Origin of the sequence: Streptomyces soli, assembly GCF_003999195.1 — a bacterium.
Classification (GTDB): domain Bacteria; phylum Actinomycetota; class Actinomycetes; order Streptomycetales; family Streptomycetaceae; genus Actinacidiphila; species Actinacidiphila soli.
This window is the reverse complement of sequence record NZ_RJVR01000157.1, coordinates 1-20158: the sequence shown is the minus strand read 5'-3', so window position 1 is coordinate 20158 and position 20158 is coordinate 1. Positions and strand designations below refer to the sequence as shown.

General features: G+C 68.7%; 16 protein-coding genes and 2 pseudogenes. 8 read left to right on the top strand and 10 right to left on the bottom strand.

From position 1 onward, the window contains the following. Positions 1 to 94 precede the first annotated feature (94 nt). Entirely contained in the window at positions 95 to 577 is a 483-nt protein-coding gene (locus EFK10_RS13810; RefSeq protein ID WP_127356002.1) for a lamin tail domain-containing protein, read from the bottom strand. Positions 578 to 1055: 478 nt separating this feature from the next. On the opposite strand from EFK10_RS13810, the gene EFK10_RS13805 reads away from it, so the two are divergent. After that, positions 1056 to 1271 (top strand): hypothetical protein, encoded by a 216-nt coding sequence (locus EFK10_RS13805; protein ID WP_127356001.1) that lies wholly within the window; start codon positions 1056 to 1058, stop codon positions 1269 to 1271. Between the two features lie 553 nt (positions 1272 to 1824). After that, positions 1825 to 2622: a bestrophin-like domain gene (locus tag EFK10_RS13800; RefSeq protein WP_127356000.1), complete on the top strand. Its 798-nt coding sequence runs from the start codon at positions 1825 to 1827 to the stop codon at positions 2620 to 2622. Positions 2623 to 2712: 90 nt separating this feature from the next. Here the strand turns inward: EFK10_RS13800 and EFK10_RS52615 are convergent. From EFK10_RS52615 to EFK10_RS13790, 3 genes and pseudogenes are all read right to left on the bottom strand, one after another. Beyond that, positions 2713 to 2895 (bottom strand): annotated as a pseudogene (locus EFK10_RS52615) (hypothetical protein); the annotation flags it as partial. 6 nt (positions 2896 to 2901) lie between these two features. Continuing rightward, the gene (locus EFK10_RS13795; protein WP_240677207.1) at positions 2902 to 4173 is read right to left on the bottom strand and encodes a S53 family peptidase; all 1272 of its coding nucleotides are present in this window, start codon (positions 4171 to 4173) and stop codon (positions 2902 to 2904) included. A gap of 254 nt (positions 4174 to 4427) precedes the next feature. Further along, positions 4428 to 6332, bottom strand: a complete 1905-nt coding sequence (locus tag EFK10_RS13790) for a hypothetical protein (RefSeq protein ID WP_127355999.1) — start codon at positions 6330 to 6332, stop codon at positions 4428 to 4430. A 154-nt stretch (positions 6333 to 6486) separates the two neighbouring features. Between EFK10_RS13790 and EFK10_RS13785 the strand changes: the two genes are divergently transcribed. Beyond that, positions 6487 to 6765, top strand: coding sequence for a hypothetical protein (locus EFK10_RS13785; RefSeq protein WP_127355998.1), 279 nt, complete (start codon positions 6487 to 6489; stop codon positions 6763 to 6765). Here EFK10_RS13785 and EFK10_RS13780 read toward each other — a convergent pair. Together EFK10_RS13780 and EFK10_RS13775 are read right to left on the bottom strand one after the other, a co-directional pair. Then, positions 6741 to 7916 (bottom strand): epoxide hydrolase family protein, encoded by a 1176-nt coding sequence (locus EFK10_RS13780; RefSeq protein ID WP_127355997.1) that lies wholly within the window; start codon positions 7914 to 7916, stop codon positions 6741 to 6743. The two genes, EFK10_RS13785 and EFK10_RS13780, sit on opposite strands and share 25 nt — an antisense overlap. A gap of 27 nt (positions 7917 to 7943) precedes the next feature. Continuing rightward, the gene (locus EFK10_RS13775) at positions 7944 to 8180 is read right to left on the bottom strand and encodes a hypothetical protein (RefSeq protein ID WP_127355996.1); all 237 of its coding nucleotides are present in this window, start codon (positions 8178 to 8180) and stop codon (positions 7944 to 7946) included. Between the two features lie 387 nt (positions 8181 to 8567). Here EFK10_RS13775 and EFK10_RS13765 point away from each other — a divergent pair, with 387 nt between their 5' ends. Further along, entirely contained in the window at positions 8568 to 10703 is a 2136-nt protein-coding gene (locus EFK10_RS13765; RefSeq protein WP_127355995.1) for a SpoIIE family protein phosphatase, read from the top strand. 309 nt (positions 10704 to 11012) lie between these two features. Here EFK10_RS13765 and EFK10_RS13760 read toward each other — a convergent pair whose 3' ends face one another. From EFK10_RS13760 to EFK10_RS13750, 3 genes are all read right to left on the bottom strand, one after another. Then, the gene (locus EFK10_RS13760; protein ID WP_127355994.1) at positions 11013 to 12137 is read right to left on the bottom strand and encodes a catalase family protein; all 1125 of its coding nucleotides are present in this window, start codon (positions 12135 to 12137) and stop codon (positions 11013 to 11015) included. Between the two features lie 54 nt (positions 12138 to 12191). After that, positions 12192 to 13544, bottom strand: a complete 1353-nt coding sequence (locus EFK10_RS13755; RefSeq protein ID WP_127355993.1) for a Dyp-type peroxidase — start codon at positions 13542 to 13544, stop codon at positions 12192 to 12194. 117 nt (positions 13545 to 13661) lie between these two features. Beyond that, a complete protein-coding gene (locus tag EFK10_RS13750) occupies positions 13662 to 14642 on the bottom strand; it encodes a hypothetical protein (RefSeq protein WP_240677205.1) in 981 nt (326 codons plus the stop codon). Positions 14643 to 15010: 368 nt separating this feature from the next. Here EFK10_RS13750 and EFK10_RS13745 point away from each other — a divergent pair, with 368 nt between their 5' ends. Both EFK10_RS13745 and EFK10_RS13740 read left to right on the top strand, forming a co-directional pair. Further along, positions 15011 to 15688 (top strand): GAP family protein, encoded by a 678-nt coding sequence (locus EFK10_RS13745; RefSeq protein WP_127356003.1) that lies wholly within the window; start codon positions 15011 to 15013, stop codon positions 15686 to 15688. A 451-nt stretch (positions 15689 to 16139) separates the two neighbouring features. After that, entirely contained in the window at positions 16140 to 17639 is a 1500-nt protein-coding gene (locus EFK10_RS13740; protein ID WP_240677204.1) for an ISL3 family transposase, read from the top strand. A gap of 258 nt (positions 17640 to 17897) precedes the next feature. Here the strand turns inward: EFK10_RS13740 and EFK10_RS13735 are convergent, their stop codons facing one another. Then, a complete protein-coding gene (locus EFK10_RS13735; RefSeq protein WP_127355992.1) occupies positions 17898 to 18326 on the bottom strand; it encodes a transposase family protein in 429 nt (142 codons plus the stop codon). A gap of 15 nt (positions 18327 to 18341) precedes the next feature. Here EFK10_RS13735 and EFK10_RS13730 point away from each other — a divergent pair, with 15 nt between their 5' ends. Further along, a complete protein-coding gene (locus EFK10_RS13730; protein WP_127355991.1) occupies positions 18342 to 18728 on the top strand; it encodes a hypothetical protein in 387 nt (128 codons plus the stop codon). A gap of 457 nt (positions 18729 to 19185) precedes the next feature. Next, positions 19186 to 20057, top strand: a pseudogene (locus EFK10_RS13725) (IS110 family transposase); the annotation flags it as partial. Between the last annotated feature and the right edge of the window lie 101 nt (positions 20058 to 20158).

Here is a 20158-nt window from a genome sequence, read left to right as displayed (position 1 = left end):
CTGACAGCCAACCCCAGCACCGAAACAGCCCCCGACAAACAACGAGCGTCGCGGGGCTATCCCGCCGCACCCATCTGACCGTTGAGTTTTCCGGTCAGTGGCGGTGGCCGCCGCCCTGGCGTCCCCAGGACGTGACATCGATGGTGCGTCCGCGGTCGTCACGCAGGGTCGCGGTGTCGGTGTCGTTGTTCCAGACGTAAGCGCGGCGGTCCTGGTAGAGGTCGTGGTCGGTGTCGCGACCAGTGCCGGTGTGGACGCGCACCGACTCCCGGCCCGCAAGGCGCACGTGGTCGAAGCGGTAGGTGTGGTGGTCGGCGTCGGACAGGGTCCAGCCGCTGAGGTTGACCGCGTACCGGCCGGTGTTGGTGACGGTGACCCACTCGGCGTTCAGGCTGCGGTTGGAGCGGTTGTCCCAGCCGGGGCTGTCGTACTGGACGGAGCCGAGCACGACAGACGAACGCTGCTCGTAGCGGTCGTGATCGTCATGGCCGGCGGCTGTGGCCGGCAGGGTGGCAGCCGCGACGAGCGCGCTGGAGGCCAGGGCGGTGGCGGCCAAGGCGGTGATGAGATGGGACATGCGGATCCCCCTTCGTGCGGGCACGGAAGCAGCCGTGCCGATGGTGCGTAAGTCCCGGCGTTGTGCCGAGGAACATCACTTTCATGGCCGCACGCCGCCACATCCCGAAAGACACCGTTTGCGTTACCAAAGCAGGACATGACGGAAACAGTCTCTTGCAGGGTCCACGCATCCCGCCACACCCGACGGGTCATCACGTGGCCTCTGCCCCCACCCCGGCGGCGCCCACGCTTCCCCGACCCCGCCACCCTCACCCACCCCACACGCCACCCCGCGCCACCACCCGAACGACGCCCGCTCACGTGTAACAACGTGCCAGCCCCTCGACTACGTCCGTGCCCAGGGCCGGGCAGCCGCGCCGTGCCGTCAGCGGCCGGATGTCGTCGGGTAGTTCGTGACGACGACCCGGAAAGCCAGCGCCCTGGAATATGCCGCCCAGTCTTCGATGGAGGAGTACCAGGCTGGGACGTAAGCGCCGGTGCCCGAAGAGCGGGAACTCGCCGACGGCCTGGCCCGCGTGCGGTGGAACCCGCATTCGTTCCGGGCAAGCCTGCGCGAGCTGCCGCCAGCCGTTCACGAGGACCGGCTTGTCGGTGTCCTCGACCTGGCGGTCCCGGCGCTCGAAGACACCGGCGCCGACGGCGCGCTGCTGAGCTTGCACGTCCTCATCGACGCTCTTGCTGCCGAGATCTGAGTTCGGATCGACTCCGTGATGTACCTGCGCTGGGAGACTCAACTCTGCTCGCGCAGGCGCGCGTTTCCAGCCCCTGTCAACACGCTTTCCAAGTCTGTTGGTGCAGGTCAGTGGCCCAACCCTGGCCGATCACCTGCGTCCAAGCCCGTTCGGCGATGCCGGTGGGGCCTGCTGCCGTACCGGGGTGGAGGGTTCCGGACGCTGGCGAATGAGACGGAACCTGAGACGGCCCGGCCTTCTGTCGGCGCCGGCCGCCTCGTCGCGGTGCACCCTCTGATCCGTAGCTCCAGTGGCGCGTCTCGCAACCTTGGGCGGATAACGAGCGGCGTCCGGTGCGGTGCATCGCAAGGCGGCCGAACAGCCTCGTACTGGGCCGTACTCGGCTGTTTGGCCAACGAAGCGAGGACACCGTGCCGGGTGTCGCGAGCATCGGAGGTCTTCGACCTGTGATCATGGAGCGTTCATTAAAAGTGATCGACGAGGAGCTCCAGGTCGCGGGGGCCGATGTGTCACCGCCGTGTGACGCTCATGGGAAGGCTCTGTAGGTGATGTGGTGAGCTGGCTGACCTCGCTGCCGGCGGTGGTGCTGGTTGTGGGCTGGCTCTTCATTGCCTTACTGGTTGCGGCCGTGGCGCGGGTCGGCATCCGGGCGCTCGTACCGGCCGGGGAACACGACCGGGTGCCGCAGATCGCCGCGCCCCTGATGCCCACACTCGGCGCTGCCTTCGCGATCTTTGCGGCACTCTCACTGGCCAGCGAGGCCGGCTACCTGCGCGCAGCAGAGGGGTTGGTGAGCGACGAGGCGGCCGCGGCCTCCCGCCTGGCGTGGGCGGCGACAAGTCCGCGAGCCCACTCGGAGCCGATCCATGCGGCACTGCTGGACTACCTGCAGACCACGCGCGTCAGGGAATGGGAGGGTGCGGCAGCGGCGTCCGGTGACGACCCGGCCACCGCTCGCGCGATCGCACGGCTGGAGCGGAGCGTGCGCGCCGAGGCGACCCGGCCCGAGCTGGGAACCCCGGCGAGCACGGAGCTGCTGACTTCCCTGGACAGCGTCACCAGCAGTCGTCGCGCCCGCGTCGCGGCCGCCTCGCGCGAGGTTCCCACGCTCTACGTCGTCACGCTTGTGGCCGGCGGACTCGCCTTGATCGTGAACGCCGGCGCACTGATCTTCCGCAGCAGCCTGCGAACGTCACTGCTCATCGTGGGCGTTGCGAGTGTGGTCGGGCTGAGCCTGGCGTTGCTCTTCGCACTCAGCGCGCCCTGGAGTGGACCGTTCATCGTCAGTGGGCACCCACTCGACGCCATCATCGGGGACCTGAAGTCCGGCTTCTTCGACGGCGGGCCGTAGGCCTCCGCGGCGCGTTCCTTGGCAACAGACATGAACTCGCTGAGAAGCAGGGCGAATAGCGGTGAACGCCACGCCCACCTTGCATCGACACGCCTTGAGTTGGGGGTGGAACTCGTTGTGCCGGTTCTGGTCGAGATTGAGTGGCAAGTCTAGTCGTGTGATCAGGTCGGACTCTGCGGTCCACGGCTCACCGGCCTTCGGGGGAGTGGCCTCTTCGCCGTGATTGCCGCGGTTCCCCGTGCCATGCCCTCCGCACGGGCGCGTGGCGGGCACGCGTTGTCAGCGCCGCAGGCCGAAGACTCCCCAGGGGCTGCCGACGCCGGTGGGTCCGTCATAGCCGATCTTGGCAGTGCAGAGGTAGGAGCCACCGCAGGACCCGGTGGATCCCTGGTTGATGTCCCAGAACGCCCAGCGGCGCGCGTACGGATAGGAGTTGGGGCGGTCCACCCGACCGGGGTTGCCTGCCAGGGCGTACATGGCGGCGATAAGCGAGCTGGACACACTGGTGCCGCCGACCACCCTCCAGCCCGGGGAGCTGAACGTGCTGTAGAGGGCGAAGCCGGTGCCCGGGTCGGCGAGCACGGAGACGTCGGCGACGGTGCGCATGGGGCAGCCGGGGTCGGTCTGGAACGGCGGCTTGGGCTGGAACCGGGAGCAGCCGGAGCCGGAGCTGCTCCAGGCGCTCTCGTACCAGCCGGAACGCGACTTCTGCGGGCCTGGCACCGGCTTGGACGAGCGGTCCAAGCGGGTGCCCCCGGCAGCGGTGACGTACTGGGATGCGGCGGGATAGACGAAGCCGGAGAAGCCGCCGTTGCCGGAGGCGGCGACGAAGGCGATACCGGGGAAGTTGAAGTAGGTCTGGTCAAGGGCGAGCTGGGAAGCGTTCTCCGGTAGGCCCCAGGGCATGGAGATGAATTTCGCGCCCTTGGTGCGGGCTCGAGCCACCGCCGTGAGCATGTTCGTGACGGAGTTGGTGTCGGCTTGGACGAGCAGGATCTTGCAGTAGGAGCAGGCGGCGCTGACGGCCTCGATGCCAAGGGCGCTCTCAGTCGCCCAGCCAGGATTGGTGAGCGGTGGCGGTGTCCTGCCGCCTTTCTGGTTGATCTTCCGGAAGCAGCGATTGGCGGTGGTGCACGGCGGCAGATGGAACGTACGGCGATAGACCGCCAGGTCGCTCTCGGCGTTGGGATTGTTGAACGCGCTGACGACCGCCACCGTCCGCCCGAAGCCGGCATAGAGGGGCAGTCGGTAGGCACTTCGGATGTCGCGGGGGTGGTAGCCGGGCGGGTCGCTGCTACCCGACCACGAGTTTGCCATCGCCGGGAGGTCCGTTCGCAGCAGGGCCAGACACGCGACCTCGCCCGGCGAGGGACTGCAGACGCGCTCGGACGCCACCGCCTTCCCCTCCTGGCCCGCTGCAGGGGCGGTGGCCGGCGACCGCTGGTCTCCGGCGTCTGCTGCCCGGGCGTTCGCACCGGCGGGGATGAAGGCCAGGTTCGCCGCCAGGGGCACTGCCCCCAGCAGAAACCGCACTATGTGCATACGTCTCATGACTCTCCTTGATGCCGTGGAATCAGTCGGAAAATCCGACCAGGTATCAGAAGTCCGTCGAATGCAGTAGCGATCTCACCGTGTTGGCCCTCTGCGGACGCCATCATCAAGGCCGCTACAGCCTCTGTCGCCTAAGGGGGCCCCGTGCAGTAACGACCCGGCAGTGGAAGCGGCGGTACGCCACGCCCTGGAGTCCCCGAAGGAAGCACCCTGAACCTCGCGGAAGCCAAGACGGCACGGTACGAAGCGCCCTCTTATCGCGGGCCGGGACCTGTCAGCCCCTCACCGCCGGTATGCCCCGACGGGGGCAATTCCGCCGGCAGGGCCGGGCTGGCAGGCTGCTGGCTGGCCTGCGCGGGGATAAGTGGCACCGACAGCACGCCCGGGTCGGCCGGGGGCAACTGCAGGTACTCGCGCACGGCCGCGTTGTCGCCGGTCGCGTCCGCCAGCCGGGCAGCCTGGTCGAACGCCCGTTTCTGGATGCGCTCGATCTCCTCGGCGACCTCGTCGATGGGGTATCCGGCTTCCTGCAGCATCCGAACCGCCGTCTCCAGGGAGAACACGCCTGCGCCGTAGCCCGAAACGACGTCGGCGAGGATAGTGGTGCGGTCGGTGGGGGTGTGTGCGCCCCACACCAGGCGTGCGGGCAGCGACTCGCCGGCGGGCCACGCCTGCCCGGCCTGGTGCAGGCGCTGCACCAGGCGCAGCAGCAGCTGGTACTTGTGGGCGCGGGCCAGGCGCATCGCACCGACCAGGGAATCCAGCGGGCCGAGCGCCAGCTGCAGCGCGTACCCGGACGGCACCGACGCGGGGTCGAGGCTGCCGAGCCCGGCAGTGGTCAGGCGCGTGTTCGCGGCGAGCCGGGTCAGCATGTGGTCGATACGCTGGCGCAGTTCAGCGAGCTGCGCCGAGGTGTCCAAGGCGTCCATGCGCCCGCTGTCGGACAGCTGCCACACCGTCCCGGCTTCGACGCGCACCGGCAGCGGCTGACCGGTGGTGCGGTCGATGGGCAGGCGTGCGCCGGCCAGCGACACGATCGGGGTGCCGGTCGTCGCGGACGCGGACGCGCTGTCGGTGTCGGTGGCGGCGAGCTCGTCCAGCAGCTGCAGCACGGTGCCCAGTGACGACTTGCCCCAGTGCTCGCCGCCGTCGGGGATCGTGTTCGGGACGTGCACGACGGGGATGAAGTCCACCATGAGGTCCAGGCGGTCCAGGACCTGCCCGTCGGAGCGGACCCGGTAGGCCGCCTTGTTTGGGGGCAGCGAGTACAGGTCGTGGGCTGCGCCGAGGTCTTCCAGCAGCCATTCGGCGTCCGACAGGTAGCACGTCGTGGTGGACGGGCGGCCAGGCGCCCACGGGTAGGTGCGCTGCACGCTGCCCGTCACCGCATCGAGGGTGTCGCCGACGGTCAGCACCGGGTCGCCCTCGGCGCCCACGACCTGCTCGCGGATCGCGCGGCCGTCCTCGGTGACCCCGGGCGCAGTCGCCGCACCGATCGCCCCCAGCTCGTAAGTGATGCGCCGCAGCCGGGCTTTCAACCCGCGCACCGGGTCGGCAGGCAGCTCCCACGCGAAGTGCACCCGCGCCGGGTATTCGGAGCTGTCTTGCTCGCCGTCGTCCCACTCGGGGAAGTAGAACCCCGGGTCGAAGGTGCGCAGCAGCACCCGCTGCTTGGCCGGTTCCCACGCCAGGGTGAACACGCCGTCGCCGCAGCGCACCGCGCAGCGTTCGGCCTGCTGGATCCGCAGCGGCCACAGCTCCTTGTCCGCCCACGCGCGCAGCCGCTCCTGCAGGTCGGCTGCCTGTGCGGCGCCGGCGGACGGCTTGTCGTTCCCGGCATGGTCGGCGCCGGGCACCACGATGGTCTGCTCCGCGCCCAGCAGATACCCGAGGGTGGTGTCGATGAGCTTGGAGGGATCGCCCAACTCGCGGCGCTCCAGGCCGTGATGGTCGCCGGTGACGGCGGCGAGCTGCCCGGCCTGGTTGTTGTCGTAGGCGGCCAAAAGCTTGTAGACGGCCAAACGCCGCCGGTCCGGCTCGGGCACCCACGAGTGGTTGATCTCGGGGAAGGCCCGGTGGACGGGGCCGTGCGGGTCGGCCATGGCCGGTTTGTAGTTGATCCACGACCAGGCGTCGATGACCAGTTCGCGCAGCCTCACGGGTGCCCTCCATGCGTGCAAGGCCCCGCGCCCGCAACGACCAGGATAGGGCGGGTCGCGCGCCGCAGCGTCCCGCGCGCAGCAGTACTGCGCTCTCCAACCTCATGTTGTTGCGGATCCCTCCGAGCTCAAGCGGACCGCCGGATGAGCCCAAATGGGAGCGAGGCAGGCTTGGAGCTGCGCCCGCGTCAGCGTCGCGGGTGCCGGCCTCGCCGCAGGCGACGCGACGATCGACGACTTCCGTCACCCCGACGGCGTCCAGGACGCCTTCCAGAACGAGTTCCTCATCCACCTGCGCGCGGGCGAGCCGTGCGTGCGATGCGGGAGCACCATGGTGAAGATGATCGCCGCCGGCCGCGGACCTACGTCTGCGAGACCTGCCAGCCGCGCCCGCGCGCGGCGGCGCCCTCAGCCCGTCGCCGCCGCCCGGTAGGGGCGGAAGAACGCGCGCAGCTCCTCCGCGTAGAGCTCGGGCTCCTCGAACGGCGCGAAGTGCCCGCCGCGCGCGGGCTCGGTCACGCGCACGACGTTCGCCGTGCGCTCGAGCCACGCCCGGGGCGGGCGGACGATGTCGCCGGGGAAGAGTGAGAAGCCGGACGGCACCTCGACCCGGCGGGCGTGCTGCGCGGGCGGGATCGCGGCGTTCGCACGGTACATGCGCATCGACGAGCCGATCGTCCTCGTGAGCCAGTAGAGCGTGACGTTCGTGAGGATCTCGTCCTTCGTGAAGCGCCGTTCGACGTCTCCGTCGCAGTCGCTCCACGCCCGGAGTTTCTCGACGATCCACGCGGCGAGCCCGGCCGGCGAGTCGGTGAGCCCGAAGGCGGCGGTCTGGGGCTTCGTGCGGTGCATGGCGGCATAGGCGCCCTCGCTCGCGCCCCAGGCCGCGGCGCCCTCGAACCAGGCGCGCTCCTCGGGTGTGAGGTCCGCCGGGTCGCCGGTGAAGACGGGCAGGCCCCCGTCCATGCGGTGGACGGCCACGACCCGGTCGGGGTGCTCGAGCCCGAGGTAGCGGCTCACGTGGCTGCCGATGTCCCCGCCCGCCGCGCCGAACCGCGCGTAGCCAAGGACGTCCATGAGCTGGGCCCACAGGCCCGCGACGGCGATGGAGTCGAGGGGTGGGCCGGTGGGGCGGTCGGAGTACCCGTAACCCGGCATGTCGGGCACGACCACGTCGAACGCGTCGGCGGGATCGGCGCCGTGCGAGCCGGGGTCGGTGAGGAATGGGATGACCTTCGTGTAGCGCCAGAACGAGTCCGGCCAGCCGTGGCTGAGGACCAGCGGCAGGACGGGCCCGGCCGGGGCTGCGGCCCGGACGTGCACGAAGTGGATCCCGAGGCCGCCGAGCGGGACGCGGAAGCGTGGGAGCCGGGCGAGCGCCGCCTCCTGCGCCGGCCAGTCGAACCCGTCCGCCCAGTAGGCGACGAGCTCGCGGAGGTAGGCGAGGTCGGTCCCGAGCGACCACCCGGCGTCCTCGGGCGTGTCCGGCCAGCGCGTCGCGCGCAGCCGCGCCCGGAGGTCCTCGAGCGCCGCGGGGGCGGTCTGCGGGGTGAATGGCTCGGGGCGGGGCGGGGCGTCCGGCATAGGACGCACCATACAATCCGCGCCGCGCTACTCCGCGAACGCGCTGAGCAGTCGCCCGAGCCAGCCGCCGGCGTACCCGAAGCGCGCCGCCTGGGCCGCGGGGACGCCGAGGGCGACCATCCGCAGGACCGCGCGTTCCGTGGCGGCCTCGCGCGCCCCGGTGCCCGAGCCGGCCCCGCCCGTGATCGCCTCCGCGACGTGGTCGGCCCGCGGCGGGGTCACGGCAGGTCTGAGCAGATCAGACAGCGAGCCGAGTTGCGACACGGCCGGGGCGTCGACGGACGCCCCGGCCGGGGTGATCAGTTACTCGTCGGCGCTGCGGGGCTCTGTGCGCGGCTGCCGTCATGCCGGTATCTCCTTCTGGCTCAGCTCTGGCGTCGACCCGGCGGAATGCGCTCGCCGCGCCCGCCACAGCCTCGCCGTTCTCTTCCACGTGTACGCCAAGGTCCTCGCGCGATTCCGCCGACCTCTGGCCTGGTCACGGCTGGCACAGCTGGCACGGATCTATCGAGATTGCTGGCATGTCCAGTATGAGTCGAGGCAGTGCACGGGCTGGATCGCCTCACAGACCGCCTCCTTCGTGACCTCGTTCCGGCCGGGTCAACTCGCGACAGCAACTGAGTCGCTATAAACCTGAAGAGCAAGGCTCTTATGGCCCGACAGGGGGGACCTCTGCCGAGCACGCTCAGGAGGCGATCCCCTTTGGCACAGAGTGACGCAGTTACTCCGAGGAGTGATGCAGACGCTGCATTGCTGGATGCTCTCTTCACACAGTCGCCGGTGGGATTGCACTTGGTCGACACCGAGCTGCGGGTCCTGCGGTTCAACACTGCAGGATTGGGCGCGCGGAGCTGGCGCGCGGAGGACATCGTTGGGCGGCGATTCACGGAGACATACGGGCTCGTCGAACCTCACGAAACTGAGAAGCTCGTGCGCGAGGTGCTGGAGAGCGGCGTTCCCTTGATCGGCCGCATCGTGCGCGCTCGTCCGACGGCCGACCTGGCGCAGGAACGCCTGTACGCGGTCTCCGTCTTTCGCCTTCAAGGCGAGGACGGGGCAGTGCTGGGCCTCGCAGCGGCGGTGGTTGATGTCACGGATCGGGAAAGGGCGCGGGCCCGCGCACGCATCCTCGCCGCAGCCCGCGAAAACGTGGGCAGAACCCTCGATGTAGCGGTGACCTGCCGAGAACTCGTGGACATCGTGGTGCCGGGATTCGCCGATACCGCCGTTGTGGAAGTGGTGGACAGCGCGATGCGGGGCGACGAACCCCCTCTCTCCCCGCTTCCCCCCGGCGTCCCGCTGCGCCGTGCCGCATTTCGCAGCAGAGCTGAGGATGCCCCGCAGGCGCATCCGGTGGGAGACGTGCGCGACATCCCCGCCCCCACCCCCTACACGCAGACCCTGACCGACCTGCGTCCCCGTGTCCTCAGCCTGAACGACGACCTGCCGTGGCTGGCTGCCGACCCCGCCCGTGCCGAAGCGATCCGAGCATCCGGGGCCCACACGCTCCTGCTGGCCCCGATGACCCTGCGCGGCACCGTGCTCGGCCTGATCAGCCTCTACCGGACCGGGCAAAGCGATCCGTACGACGAAGACGACATCGCACCCGCGCTCGACCTGGCCAACCACACCGCCTTGTGCATCGACAACGCCCGCCGTTACACGCGAGAGCACACCATCGCCGCGGCGTTGGAACGCCACCACCTTCCGGGCCGCCCCGTCCCTCACACCGCTCTGGAAACCGTCGGCACGCCTGTTCCCTCCGAGGGCGGAGTGGGGTGGTGCGACACCATCGCGCTGTCCAGCGCCCGCACCGCCTTGGTCGTCGGCGAAGTCGCCGGACGGGGCATCCACGCCGTCGCGGCCATGGGGCAGCTGCGCACCCTCGTCCGCTCCCTGGCCGCGTTCGACCTGGGACCTGACGAACTCCTTGCGCGCTTGGACGACACGGTAACGCTGCTTGCGGCGGAGCGCGCAACCCTGCCGCCGGGCGACCCCCTGCACCACGAAGCGCTCGCCGCGACGTGCACCTACGCCGTCTACGACCCCCTGTCCCACACCTGCACCGCCGCGAGCGCAGGCCGCCCGACCTACGTCATCGCCCACCCCGACGGAACCACCAAGATCCCTGACCTAGCGGCCGGTCCTCCGCTGGGCGGCGCCGACAGGACACCGTTCGCCACAACCACCTTCGGGACACCGGAAGGCGGCACCCTGGCCGTCACAAGCCCCTCGACGCCCTCGCACCCAGCCAGCGAACCAGGGATCCTCCAGCGAGCACTGAAATGCGCTGACCGCCCCCTTCAGGATGTCCGCGACGACATCCTCTCCGCCTTTGCCACCGACGCCGGCTCGACGGCCACCGCACTCCTCCTCGCACGCGCACGCCGCTTCCCGGCTGACCGCGTCGCCACCTGGCAGATCGATGCCGACCCCGCCGCCGTCGCCGCCGCCCGACGCCACGTCCGCAACCAACTCACCACCTGGAACGTGGAAGAGGAGACAGCCTCCAACACCGAGCTCATCGTCAGCGAACTCGTCACGAACGCCGTCCGCCACGGCAGCCCTCCCATAGAACTGCGCCTGATCAACGACCGCACCACCCTCACGAGCGAGGTCCGTGACACCAGCCCCGCTGCTCCGCACCTACGCCACGCACGCACGATCGACGAAGGCGGACGCGGGCTGTTCATAGTCGCCCAGCTAGCTCAGGTCTGGGGTACCCGCTACGCGGCCGACGGCAAGACCATCTGGACCGAACAGACCCTCCCGTCACCGTCCGGCTGACACGCCTGCCGTACTGCTGACCGCGTGCCCCCCGGGCGTGGAAGCACCGGTTGACCCCCAGTTCGAGGAGAACCTCCGAACGGTGATCGCGAAGACGGAGCAGTACATAACCAAAGAAGACGGAGCAGTACATAACCAAATCGGTGACTTCCGAAGGCACGGGCCTTGCGGTGTGCGACGCACACGCCAAGGGGTACGGACGGCATCGTCAACTTGAGTGCCGGTCCTCGTGAGGCAATCTTCGGGTTGATCGTTTCGGGGAGGGGCCGCTCGTGCCACTCTCCTACCGCGAGGTCGTGGTGGGCCGGGTCAAGCACCAAGCACCTCGTCGGCGCTGCGGGGCTCTGTGCGCGGCTGCTGGTTGAGCTTGTGGCGCGCGATGGAGGATCGCCGGTAGACCTCCTTGCGGGCACGCATGATGTTGCCCAGGGGCGCGTGCTCGGCGGTGACCCGCCAGGGCGTGAAGGACAGTGAGTCCATCTTCTCCAGGTTTTCCGGGCCGGAGATGTCCTGCTGTGGCAGCCGCAGCTTGGCCACTGTGACGGACGGCGAGAGCTCCTCGGGCCATTCAACGGTGGTGTCCTCCACCGGCATGCGCTCAAGGTCGGTGCAGAGCTGTACCTGGATGTCGAAGGCGTAGGGCCGCTCCTGCAGCTCGGCTTGCAGGGCCGGTCGGAAGACCTCCGGCGCCGAGGCCGGGTCGATGGCGCGCCGGATCACCGCAGCGGCGAAGTGCGGGTCGGGGGTGATGCGTACCTTGGCGATGTAGTCCCCGTGCCTGACCGCGCCCATCGTCCAGTAGCTCGAGAGCAGTACGTTGACCGGGGGGATCTTGGACAGACGAAGGAAGGCCAGGAACTCATCCCACGCCCAGTCGTCCTGGGCCAGAGTTCCCTTTCCGGTCACGAACTCGGTAAAGAAGCGATGTGCGCCGGGTCGGCCCTGGGAAAAGTAGGCCGCCGCGTTCAGGAACAGTTCCTGGATGAACAGGTAGTGCTCGACTGTGTTGCAGAAGAAGATCGGTGCGTTGATGTTGGCGTAGTCGAATGTTCCTGTGTCCGGTTCGTCTTCCAGCAGGGTTGGGCCGTCGATGTCGAAAATCTTCAGCGCCAGTCCGGTGGCGCTGCCCAGTCGCGCGTCGGCTCCGGCGTGAGGCGAGCCGTTGGAAAAGCGGATGAGCGCATCGTGGGTTCCCGGAGTCGCGTAGATGCCCTGGGCGTACTCGGGGGGAAGCCCGTTCAGGATCTCTACCTGCCCTCGGACCAGCCCGTAGCCCTTGGCGTGGGCGTCGCGGAGGGCCCGTCCGGTGCCACCGGCCGTGACCGAGTCGGCGATGTAGTTCTCGGTCTTGTCGATCACCGTCTGCAGGTTCTGGTCGAAGTGCGGGTCATCGTCTTCGACGTCCGGCGTGTAGGGGACAAACGGTGCTGCCATGACGTCGACCTCTCCTCGAAGACCGTGGTGGGGCCTCAGGGGGCAGGAAGGCCCTCAGCCCTCCAACTCGGCGAGCCAGCGCAGGGCGCGCAGACCCGGCAGGAAGCAGTACTCGCCGCCGCGGGTAACCACGAAGCTGGGCAGGTTCCGCAGGCGGCGCCGGACCGGCTTCTCCGGGATGGTGGCGCTGCCGGTTCCGTCATGATGCCCGGCTACCGGGTCCTTCTCGCCGGGGTAGCCGATGAAGTTGCCGTCGTTGACCCACTCGGCCTTGATGAATTCAAACTGCCGTTCAAGGTGTGCTCCGAGGAAGACTCCGACCAGGCCCCGATCGGCGCCGTCGTCCTCCAGCACGCCCTCTGGCAGCGGCGGGCCGTAGGTGGTGCCGCGGCGGATGAGGCGGTGCATCCGCGCGTCGCCGATGATGGTGGAATCACGGGGGTTGATACGCCGGATGTGCGCACCGGCGGGGCACCGGAAGCCGCGATCGTCGTTCTCCCGGTACAGGAAGTTGTTGACGCGGTGCGGATCGGCCGCCAGTTCCGGGTCATCGTGCTCCGGCGTCAGCGTCAGCGGCGCCCCGCTGGGCCAGCGCCCGACCATCTTCGCCGCCAGGAGCGCCTCCTCCTCGGCGGTGGAGGTGTTCGCGCGCAGGTAACGGCGCCAGGCCGCCACGTTGGTGTGGATCTTGCGCACGGCCGCGTAGGTTCCGTTACGCCCCAGCACGTCGGGGCTGGGCATGGGCGGCAGGCTGCCGGTTTCGTCGGGGTAGCCGAGGATGAATTCGCCGGCCTTGATGGGGGCTTCCTGCGGGTTGGAACCGGGCAGTCCGACGCCCTCGATGTTCGGTTGGCTGATGCCGTCGCGGAAGCCGAAGGTGGTGCGCCCGGTCGGGAGCTGGTGGACGTCCTGCTGCAAGATCACCTGGACACCGGGCGTGTCCTCGTAGGTGACCCGGGCCCGCTGCAGCTCCTTGTCCAGCTGCGCCGCATCGGAGGAGAGAACGCTCAACGCGATATGAACGTCGCCGGTTCCGAACGGTGCCTCCCAGTGGGCCGGGGCGCTCTCGCCTACGTCACCGATCAGCTCCGCCCGAGCGGCCATGCCCTCACGAAACGCCCGCGGAAAGCTGTCCAGCGACTCCTGGGGCACCCCCAGGGCCCTCAGTCCCTGGTAGGTGAACGCCACAGCCACCCAGGCATCCTGGCTCCGGTCCACGCTGGGCAGACCGCCCGCGGTCACCGGGAGCAGCCGCCGCAGCAGGGCGCGCCCGGCATAGCGGTCATCGACGCGCAGGAAGACGAACTTTCCCTCGTACGGCACGGGCCGTGGACGCAGGGCCCCGCTCTGGACGTCGTCGATCTCGACGCGCACGCCGGCCGCGCTGCTGCTTGCCGTCGCATTCATGATTGCTTGTGCCTCCACATCGGTCTCTGCCCGGGCAGCCCGGCAGCGACTGGTCCGCGCCCGCCGACGCGGTCCACAGACGTGGGGTCGGCTCTGAGGGTTGGTTGTGTCCTGGTTCTAGGCCGAGGCTTCCTCCAGCAGCTTCTGGAAGGCAGGCGTGCCCACCAACTCGGCGTTGGCCGGGTTGTCCAGCGCCGCCCGGAACTCGGAGGTGTCCAGCACGTCCTGGAACGCGTCGTCCACTCGCTGGTCCTTCCAGATCTGCTGAACGGTCAGGTCGGGATAGGAGCTGACGAAGCTCGTCGCGGGTGCCTGGTGGGCGACGAACCAGTCCTTCACCCCCGGATCGCTGATGCCCGGGAACCCTTCGCTGTGCGAGAACATCCTGTCGAATTCCGCCCCGATTACCGTCTTGGCGAAGTCGTCGATGTAGGTGTCCCAGGAGCCGTCGAAGACGCTGGCGAACATAAACTGGGTGTCGTTGTCGAAGATCACGGACCGTGCGTCGTGCAGGGTGCCGATCTGGTGCAGCGCCGCACGGGTCTTCTCGCGATCCGCCCCGCTGGCGAGCGTGGCGAGATCCTTACGCAGCGCATCCGCATGGCCCGGCTTGATCTTGGTAAAGACGGTGAACTCGCCGCAGACCCCATCCGACCTGCCCGGGCGCTCGGGCTGAGCTGACTGAGTTGCACCTTTCGTCGCAGTCATCGTGAGATCCTCCTGCCACAGAACGGTGCGAGGGTCGCCAAGCGCTCGAATACGAGGCGCCATCGCCCTCACCTCTTCATCCTGACTGCACACACACCGCCTCGCATCCCCGGCCCGGGGTGATGTGGTGACCCGGGGGCGGATTGTCGAGAGCTCCGGCACTGCGGGGTCCAGCCCGATCGGTTCACCATTCCCCGACACCGGCCGGCTACGGTTCGTGCCCGATATGCCGTCGAGGTGCGCCTTGTCCGTCACGGTGCCGAGAGAGAGCATTTTCGGGTGTCGGCTCACTGTCGAGCTCGATGGAGGCACCACCGCGGCAACGAGCAGGCCAAAGCCCTCGCGCTCCGAGAAGCTCCCGAAGACAGATTCGGAAGGGCGCAGGAACATGGAATGGAATTGCCGAGTTTGTCGGCGTCACGTTCTCGGGCAATTGCTTCCGCGTGGCCGAGAAGGGCAGCCACGCAGCCGACCACGTACCCCCCGGTGCCGCTCCGGCTGCCCCGTGAGCCGGATTGAGCGACGAGACGCTCAGCAGTCTGGAACATCCGGCCGACCGCCGGACGGTGCAGACCGCTAAGGATCGCCGTCCAGAAGGACCCCTTCCGGAGGCGCAGACCCAGCTCCGGGGCCCTTCCAACACGTCCCGGACACGTCCACGACAGTCCCACGGCTCCGCATGCAGGCGGGCGGGTCACCAACTCCCGTCAAACGTGGCCCAACTCGATCGCCACCCTGACCCGCACCTGGAGGCAATGATGGGCAAAGTTCTCGGTGACGTGCTGGGTCTTGCGGCCGGCGTCGCGATCAGCCCGCTCCCGATCATCGCAATCATCCTCATACTCGCCACGCCTCGGGGACGCCTCAACGGACTACTGTTCACCGCCGGCTGGATCCTGGGACTCTCGGCACTGGGCGCGGTGATGCTGGCGATCGCCTCCCCCGCAGGTGCCTCCGCCCACAATCACCCGGCCACCTGGGTGGGAGCCCTCAAGCTCGCTCTGGGCGTGCTCCTCGTCCTCTTCGGCGCCCGGCAATGGCACCGGCGCCCGAAGGATCCCTCGCAGGCCCAGCTACCGAAGTGGATGGGCGCGATCGACCGCCTCACGCCAGTCAAGGTCTTCGGCCTCGGAACGGCCCTGGCCGCACTCAACGCCAAGAACGCCCCGCTGACCATCGCCGCGGGCGCCGCGATCGGCTCAGCCGGACTGCCAGTCGGGCAGCAGATCGCGTCGCTAGCCATCTTCGTCCTGATCGCCACCCTCGGCCTGCTGGCCCCACTGGGAGTCTTCCTACTCGGAGGAGAGCGAGCGAAAACCACGCTCGGCAACTGGAAAGACTGGGCAGCCCAGCACAACGTCGCCGTGATGGCAGCCCTGTTCTTCGTTCTCGGGCTGAAACTGCTCGGAGACGGCATCAGCATCCTCACCTCCTGACGGGCTGACCCACGCGTGTCGGTGTGGTCCGATCACAGACGTGCAACAGAGAAGGTAGGGAGTGGGTCTTTGAACGCGCCCTACGACGGCGGTAAATCCCTCCTGTTCCACCTCGGTGATACGGGCCATCTGGCTGTCGCGGAGATGTCCTCGTCGACCGCGACGCCGTCGCTTCCGGGGCGGCAGCTATTGGCCAGCCCCGGCAACCTGACGACCTGTGCCGCAACTGGTGTACCTACGCCACCGTCACCGTGCTGTGGCTGTGTCAGTGACAACTGGGGTCTGGCACAGATCTTGGGGAGCGGTCGCAGAGGGTGATGACCGTGTTCGAGTGGAGCGTCGTGCGCCGGTGCGAGCGATCGAGTTGACGCGCCTACCCAACCATCAGTGACGCTCCATCAGGTCTGGAACTGGCCGTGGCGGGCGGGGGCACGGGTGCGGACGGTCGGACATGGACCTCGAAGAATCCTGCTGGACCGCGTTGGTGTTCGCGGGCCTCGACGACGAGCTCGTTGTCGAGACGGCCCGGTCGTCTCTGGGACTGGTGTGCATCACCGGGCGCCGTCGGGCGGCGCGTGAGAAGTGCCCGGACTGCGGACGGTGCTGCGGCCGCGTCCACGATCGCTACCTCCGGCGGGTTCGCGACCTTCCGCTGGGCGGCCGGCCCGTGGTCATCACGCTGCTGGTACGCCGTTTCATCTGCGACAACAAGCAGTGTGCCCGCCGGACGTTCGCCGAGGGGTTCTCACAGCTGACCACTCCGTACGCCCGCTGCACGCGGCGCTTGGGTGCCTGGCTGGAGGCGATCGGACTGGCGCTCGCCGGTCGGGCCGGGGCCCGGCTTGCCACGTCCTTCGGCATCGTGGCGGGCCGCATGACGTTCCTGCGGCGGGTGATGGCGCTGCCCGATCCCGAGCATGGAGTGCCGCGGGTCCTCGGGGTGGACGATTTCGCCACCCGCCGCGGATATGTGTACGCGACTGTGATCACCAACGGTGAGACGCATCAGGTCATCGACGTGCTGCCGGGTCGCGAGGCGGGTCCGCTGGCCGCCTGGCTGGCTGAGCACCTCGGCGTCGAGATCATCTGCAGGGACCGGGCCGGCGCCTACGCAGAAGGCGCGCGGCGCGGCGCCCCGGACGCGGTCCAGGTCGCCGACCGCTTCCATCTCTGGCAGAACCTCGGCCAGGCCGTGGAGAAGACCGTCGGCGCACACCACTCCTGCCTGCGCGAACCCGTCCCGCAGCCGCAGCCGGTAGAGGACACCCAGTCAGTGGATGACGCGGTGCCCACCGGGCGCCGGGCGGAACGCAAACGGGCCGCGCATGCCCAGGTCCACGAGCTGATCGCCCAGGGACACAGCCTCCGGGCGATCGCCCGGCACCTCGGCTGGGGCCGGCGCACCGTGCTGAACTACGCGCACGCCGCCCGCTGGCAGGACATGATCACCGGGATGCCGCCGCGGCCGAGCAAACTCGATCCCTACAAGCCCTACCTGCAACGCCGCTGGTCAGAAGGGTGCACCAACGCCCTCGCCCTGCACCGCGAGATCACCGCACAGGGCTACCCCGACGGGTACGCCTCCGTCCGCGACTACCTGGCTTCCTTCCGCCCCACCCCAACCGCCCCAGCCCCCGCACCGCCGAGCGTCCGCCAGGTCACCGGATGGCTCACCCGCCACCCCGTCACCCTCAGCGAGGAAGACCGGCAACACCTCAAGGCGATCCTGTCCCGATGCCCTGAACTGGAGACCGCCCACCAGCACATCCGCGACTTCGGCGAGATCCTCACCTGCCGCCTCGGCTCCCTGCTCCCCGACTGGATCGACGCCGTCATCCACGACGACCTGCCCGGACTGGCCGGCTTCGCCCGCAGCATGAACAACGACTTCGACGCGTCACCGCCGGCCTCACCCTGCCCTGGAACTCGGGCGGCACCGAAGGCGCCGTGAACCGCATCAAGAAGATCAAAAGGCAGCTCTACGGGCGCGCCGGATTCGAACTCCTCCGCAAGATGATCCTGCTCTCGTGACCCTCCGCGACCGCTCCCCAAGATCTGTGCCAGACCCGAGTGTTGAGACCAGCGGAAGGTGGGTTCTGACTCCACTGAGCTCGTTTCATCCTGAAGTTGCTGGTCGGGGGGCTGGTGTGGTGGCGGTGGGGTGTACTCGTGCTGGCAGTGCCGCATGATCACCAGTCTTGATCGTCCGTCAGCGGGTGCTCTGGAGCTGGGTCAGGACGAGCAGGGCCCGCAGCAGTGTGGTGGCGTAGGCCGCGCTCATGCGAACCTTGGTCAGCACGCGCCAGGCCTTCAGGTTCGCGAAGCCGTGTTCGTTGGCGGCGCGTTCGCGGCTGACCAGGCGGTTCGCCTCCTTCTGGGCCGCGGTCAGCGGCTTGCCGCGCGCCGCCTTGCGACCAGTGATGATCACCGGGTTGTCGGGGTCGTCGTCCAGGCCGACGAAGCCGAGGTCGGCGATCGCGCCGAGGCCGGCCTTGCGCAGCTGCGCGGTGATCTTGTTGCGGCGGGCGGTGGTGATCTCACTCGAGCGTCCCGGGGCGGCCGACGATATCCAGACAGCTAGGCCGACGATGAGCCGGATGTCTGCCCTCTTGTCCTGAGCAGAGAACACCGAAAACATGAGCCCATGGTGACCATGCCTGAGCCGCAGCCCGTGATCGTGAGAAGGATTCTCAGGGGCGAGCACACGCCACACGATGTCGAGAAGGCCAGGGCGAACTTCCAGCGGTGGCTGAGCGAGCAATGGAACGGGGACGAGCGCCGCGCCATAGCCTTCTGCCTGGGCGCGTTGGCTGATGCATGCGGTCGCGACTGGAATGCGATGCCGGAACGGGATGCGCTTGCCCACGTGTGGCTCTTCTCTTTCCTGTGCCCCCGCTCGGTCGACCTTGATTCCCGCGAGGTCGACCTCGATTCTCTCGATTTCGAGGCACGCGAGTACCGGGACGTGATGCTCCGCTCCCCAGGCGGGTTCCGCGAGTTCGCGAAGAGGATCAGACTGGTCCGGGGAGAGCCGGAGTGATTCTCAAGGCACCGTGAGGCGGTGGGACCAATTGATCATGTGCAGCACGTTGGTCGCGTAGTCGTCCAACGAGGAGTTGCGATCTCTCGCGCCCACGACAGCATGTTCACCTGCTCGGTAACACCCCATGACAGTCGCCCCGAGCCAGATCTCTCACCCCATGTCAGCAACACGGCCACCACGACCACCTCAGCGACCAGGACAAACCCCCCGTTACCTTTTTCGTGGCCCCGAAATGGGGCTCCCGGCCTCCGGGCCCGGCATGACTGAGTCCCCCTGTCGTACGCATGATCCGGGGGGTGGTGTCACCGGGCACCGGAGGCACCGGTAGACCGCTGATTAGGGGCACGACCGCCGACTCGGTGACGGGTACGGCAGGCCTTTGTAACGTGGATGCCGGCATCTGGTGCCGCAGGTAAGGCCGGGGACGCAACAAGCGCATCAGCGGAGGCTGTACGTGATCGAGATCGGTGAGGTGGCCGTCTTCCTCGGCCTGGACGTCGGCAAGGGCGAACACCACGGGCGGGGCCTGACCCCGGCCGGCAAGACCGTCTTCGACAAGCGGCTGCCCAACAGCGAGCCGAAGCTGAGGGCCCTGTTCGACAAGCTGAGCGCCAAGTACGGCACCGTGCTGGTGGTCGTCGACCAGCCCGCCAACATCGGCGCCCTGCCGGTGGCCGTCGCCCGCGACGCGGGCTGCCTGGTCGCCTACCTGCCCGGCCTGACCATGCGCCGGATCGCCGACCTCTACCCCGGCGAGGCCAAAACCGACGCCCGCGACGCGTTCATCATCGCCGACGCCGCCCGCACCATGCCCCACACCCTGCGCGCCCTGGCCGCCACCGACGAGACCATCGCCGAGCTGGACATGCTCGCCGGATACGACGACGACCTCGCCGGCGAGGTCACCCGCACCTCCAACCGGCTACGCGGACTGCTCACCCAGATCCACCCCTCGCTGGAACGGGTCCTGGGCCCGCGCATCCAGCACCCGGCCGTACCATCCTGGAGCGATACGGCTCCCCGGCCCTGATCCGCAAAGCCGGACGCCGCCGCCTGATCACCCTGATCCGGCCCGAGGCACCGAGGATGGCCGAGCGCCTGGTCGAGGACATCTTCACCGCCCTCGACGAGCAGACCGTCGTCGTCGCGGGCACCGGCGCGGCCACCACCATCGTGCCCGGCCTCGCCGCCCAACTGCGCGCCCACCTCGCACAGCGCGCCGCCCTGGAACGGCAGATCGCCGACCTTCTGGAGGCCCACCCTCTTTCCAAACTCCTGACGTCGATGCCGGGGATAGGCGTCAGGACCGGCACCCGCATCCTCATCGCGGAAGTTGTCAAGTCAACTAAGACGGTTTGATGTTATGAATACCGTTGTACGGGCTCTGTCTCCTGTTTCGGTTCGTTGATCCAGACCTGGGTGGGTAT

Excerpts from the sequence above, each read along its gene's own strand:
- EFK10_RS13810 (WP_127356002.1), bottom strand. The coding sequence starts at position 577 with ATGTCCCATCTCATCACCGCCTTGGCCGCCACCGCCCTGGCCTCCAGC.
- EFK10_RS13795 (WP_240677207.1), bottom strand. The coding sequence starts at position 4,173 with ATGAGACGTATGCACATAGTGCGGTTTCTGCTGGGGGCAGTGCCCCTG.
- EFK10_RS13785 (WP_127355998.1), top strand. The coding sequence starts at position 6,487 with ATGGGAGCGAGGCAGGCTTGGAGCTGCGCCCGCGTCAGCGTCGCGGGT.
- EFK10_RS13780 (WP_127355997.1), bottom strand. The coding sequence starts at position 7,916 with ATGCCGGACGCCCCGCCCCGCCCCGAGCCATTCACCCCGCAGACCGCC.
- EFK10_RS13765 (WP_127355995.1), top strand. The coding sequence starts at position 8,568 with ATGGCCCGACAGGGGGGACCTCTGCCGAGCACGCTCAGGAGGCGATCC.
- EFK10_RS13760 (WP_127355994.1), bottom strand. The coding sequence starts at position 12,137 with ATGGCAGCACCGTTTGTCCCCTACACGCCGGACGTCGAAGACGATGAC.
- EFK10_RS13755 (WP_127355993.1), bottom strand. The coding sequence starts at position 13,544 with ATGAATGCGACGGCAAGCAGCAGCGCGGCCGGCGTGCGCGTCGAGATC.
- EFK10_RS13750 (WP_240677205.1), bottom strand. The coding sequence starts at position 14,642 with ATGTTCCTGCGCCCTTCCGAATCTGTCTTCGGGAGCTTCTCGGAGCGC.
- EFK10_RS13745 (WP_127356003.1), top strand. The coding sequence starts at position 15,011 with ATGGGCAAAGTTCTCGGTGACGTGCTGGGTCTTGCGGCCGGCGTCGCG.
- EFK10_RS13740 (WP_240677204.1), top strand. The coding sequence starts at position 16,140 with ATGGACCTCGAAGAATCCTGCTGGACCGCGTTGGTGTTCGCGGGCCTC.
- EFK10_RS13735 (WP_127355992.1), bottom strand. The coding sequence starts at position 18,326 with ATGTTTTCGGTGTTCTCTGCTCAGGACAAGAGGGCAGACATCCGGCTC.
- EFK10_RS13730 (WP_127355991.1), top strand. The coding sequence starts at position 18,342 with ATGCCTGAGCCGCAGCCCGTGATCGTGAGAAGGATTCTCAGGGGCGAG.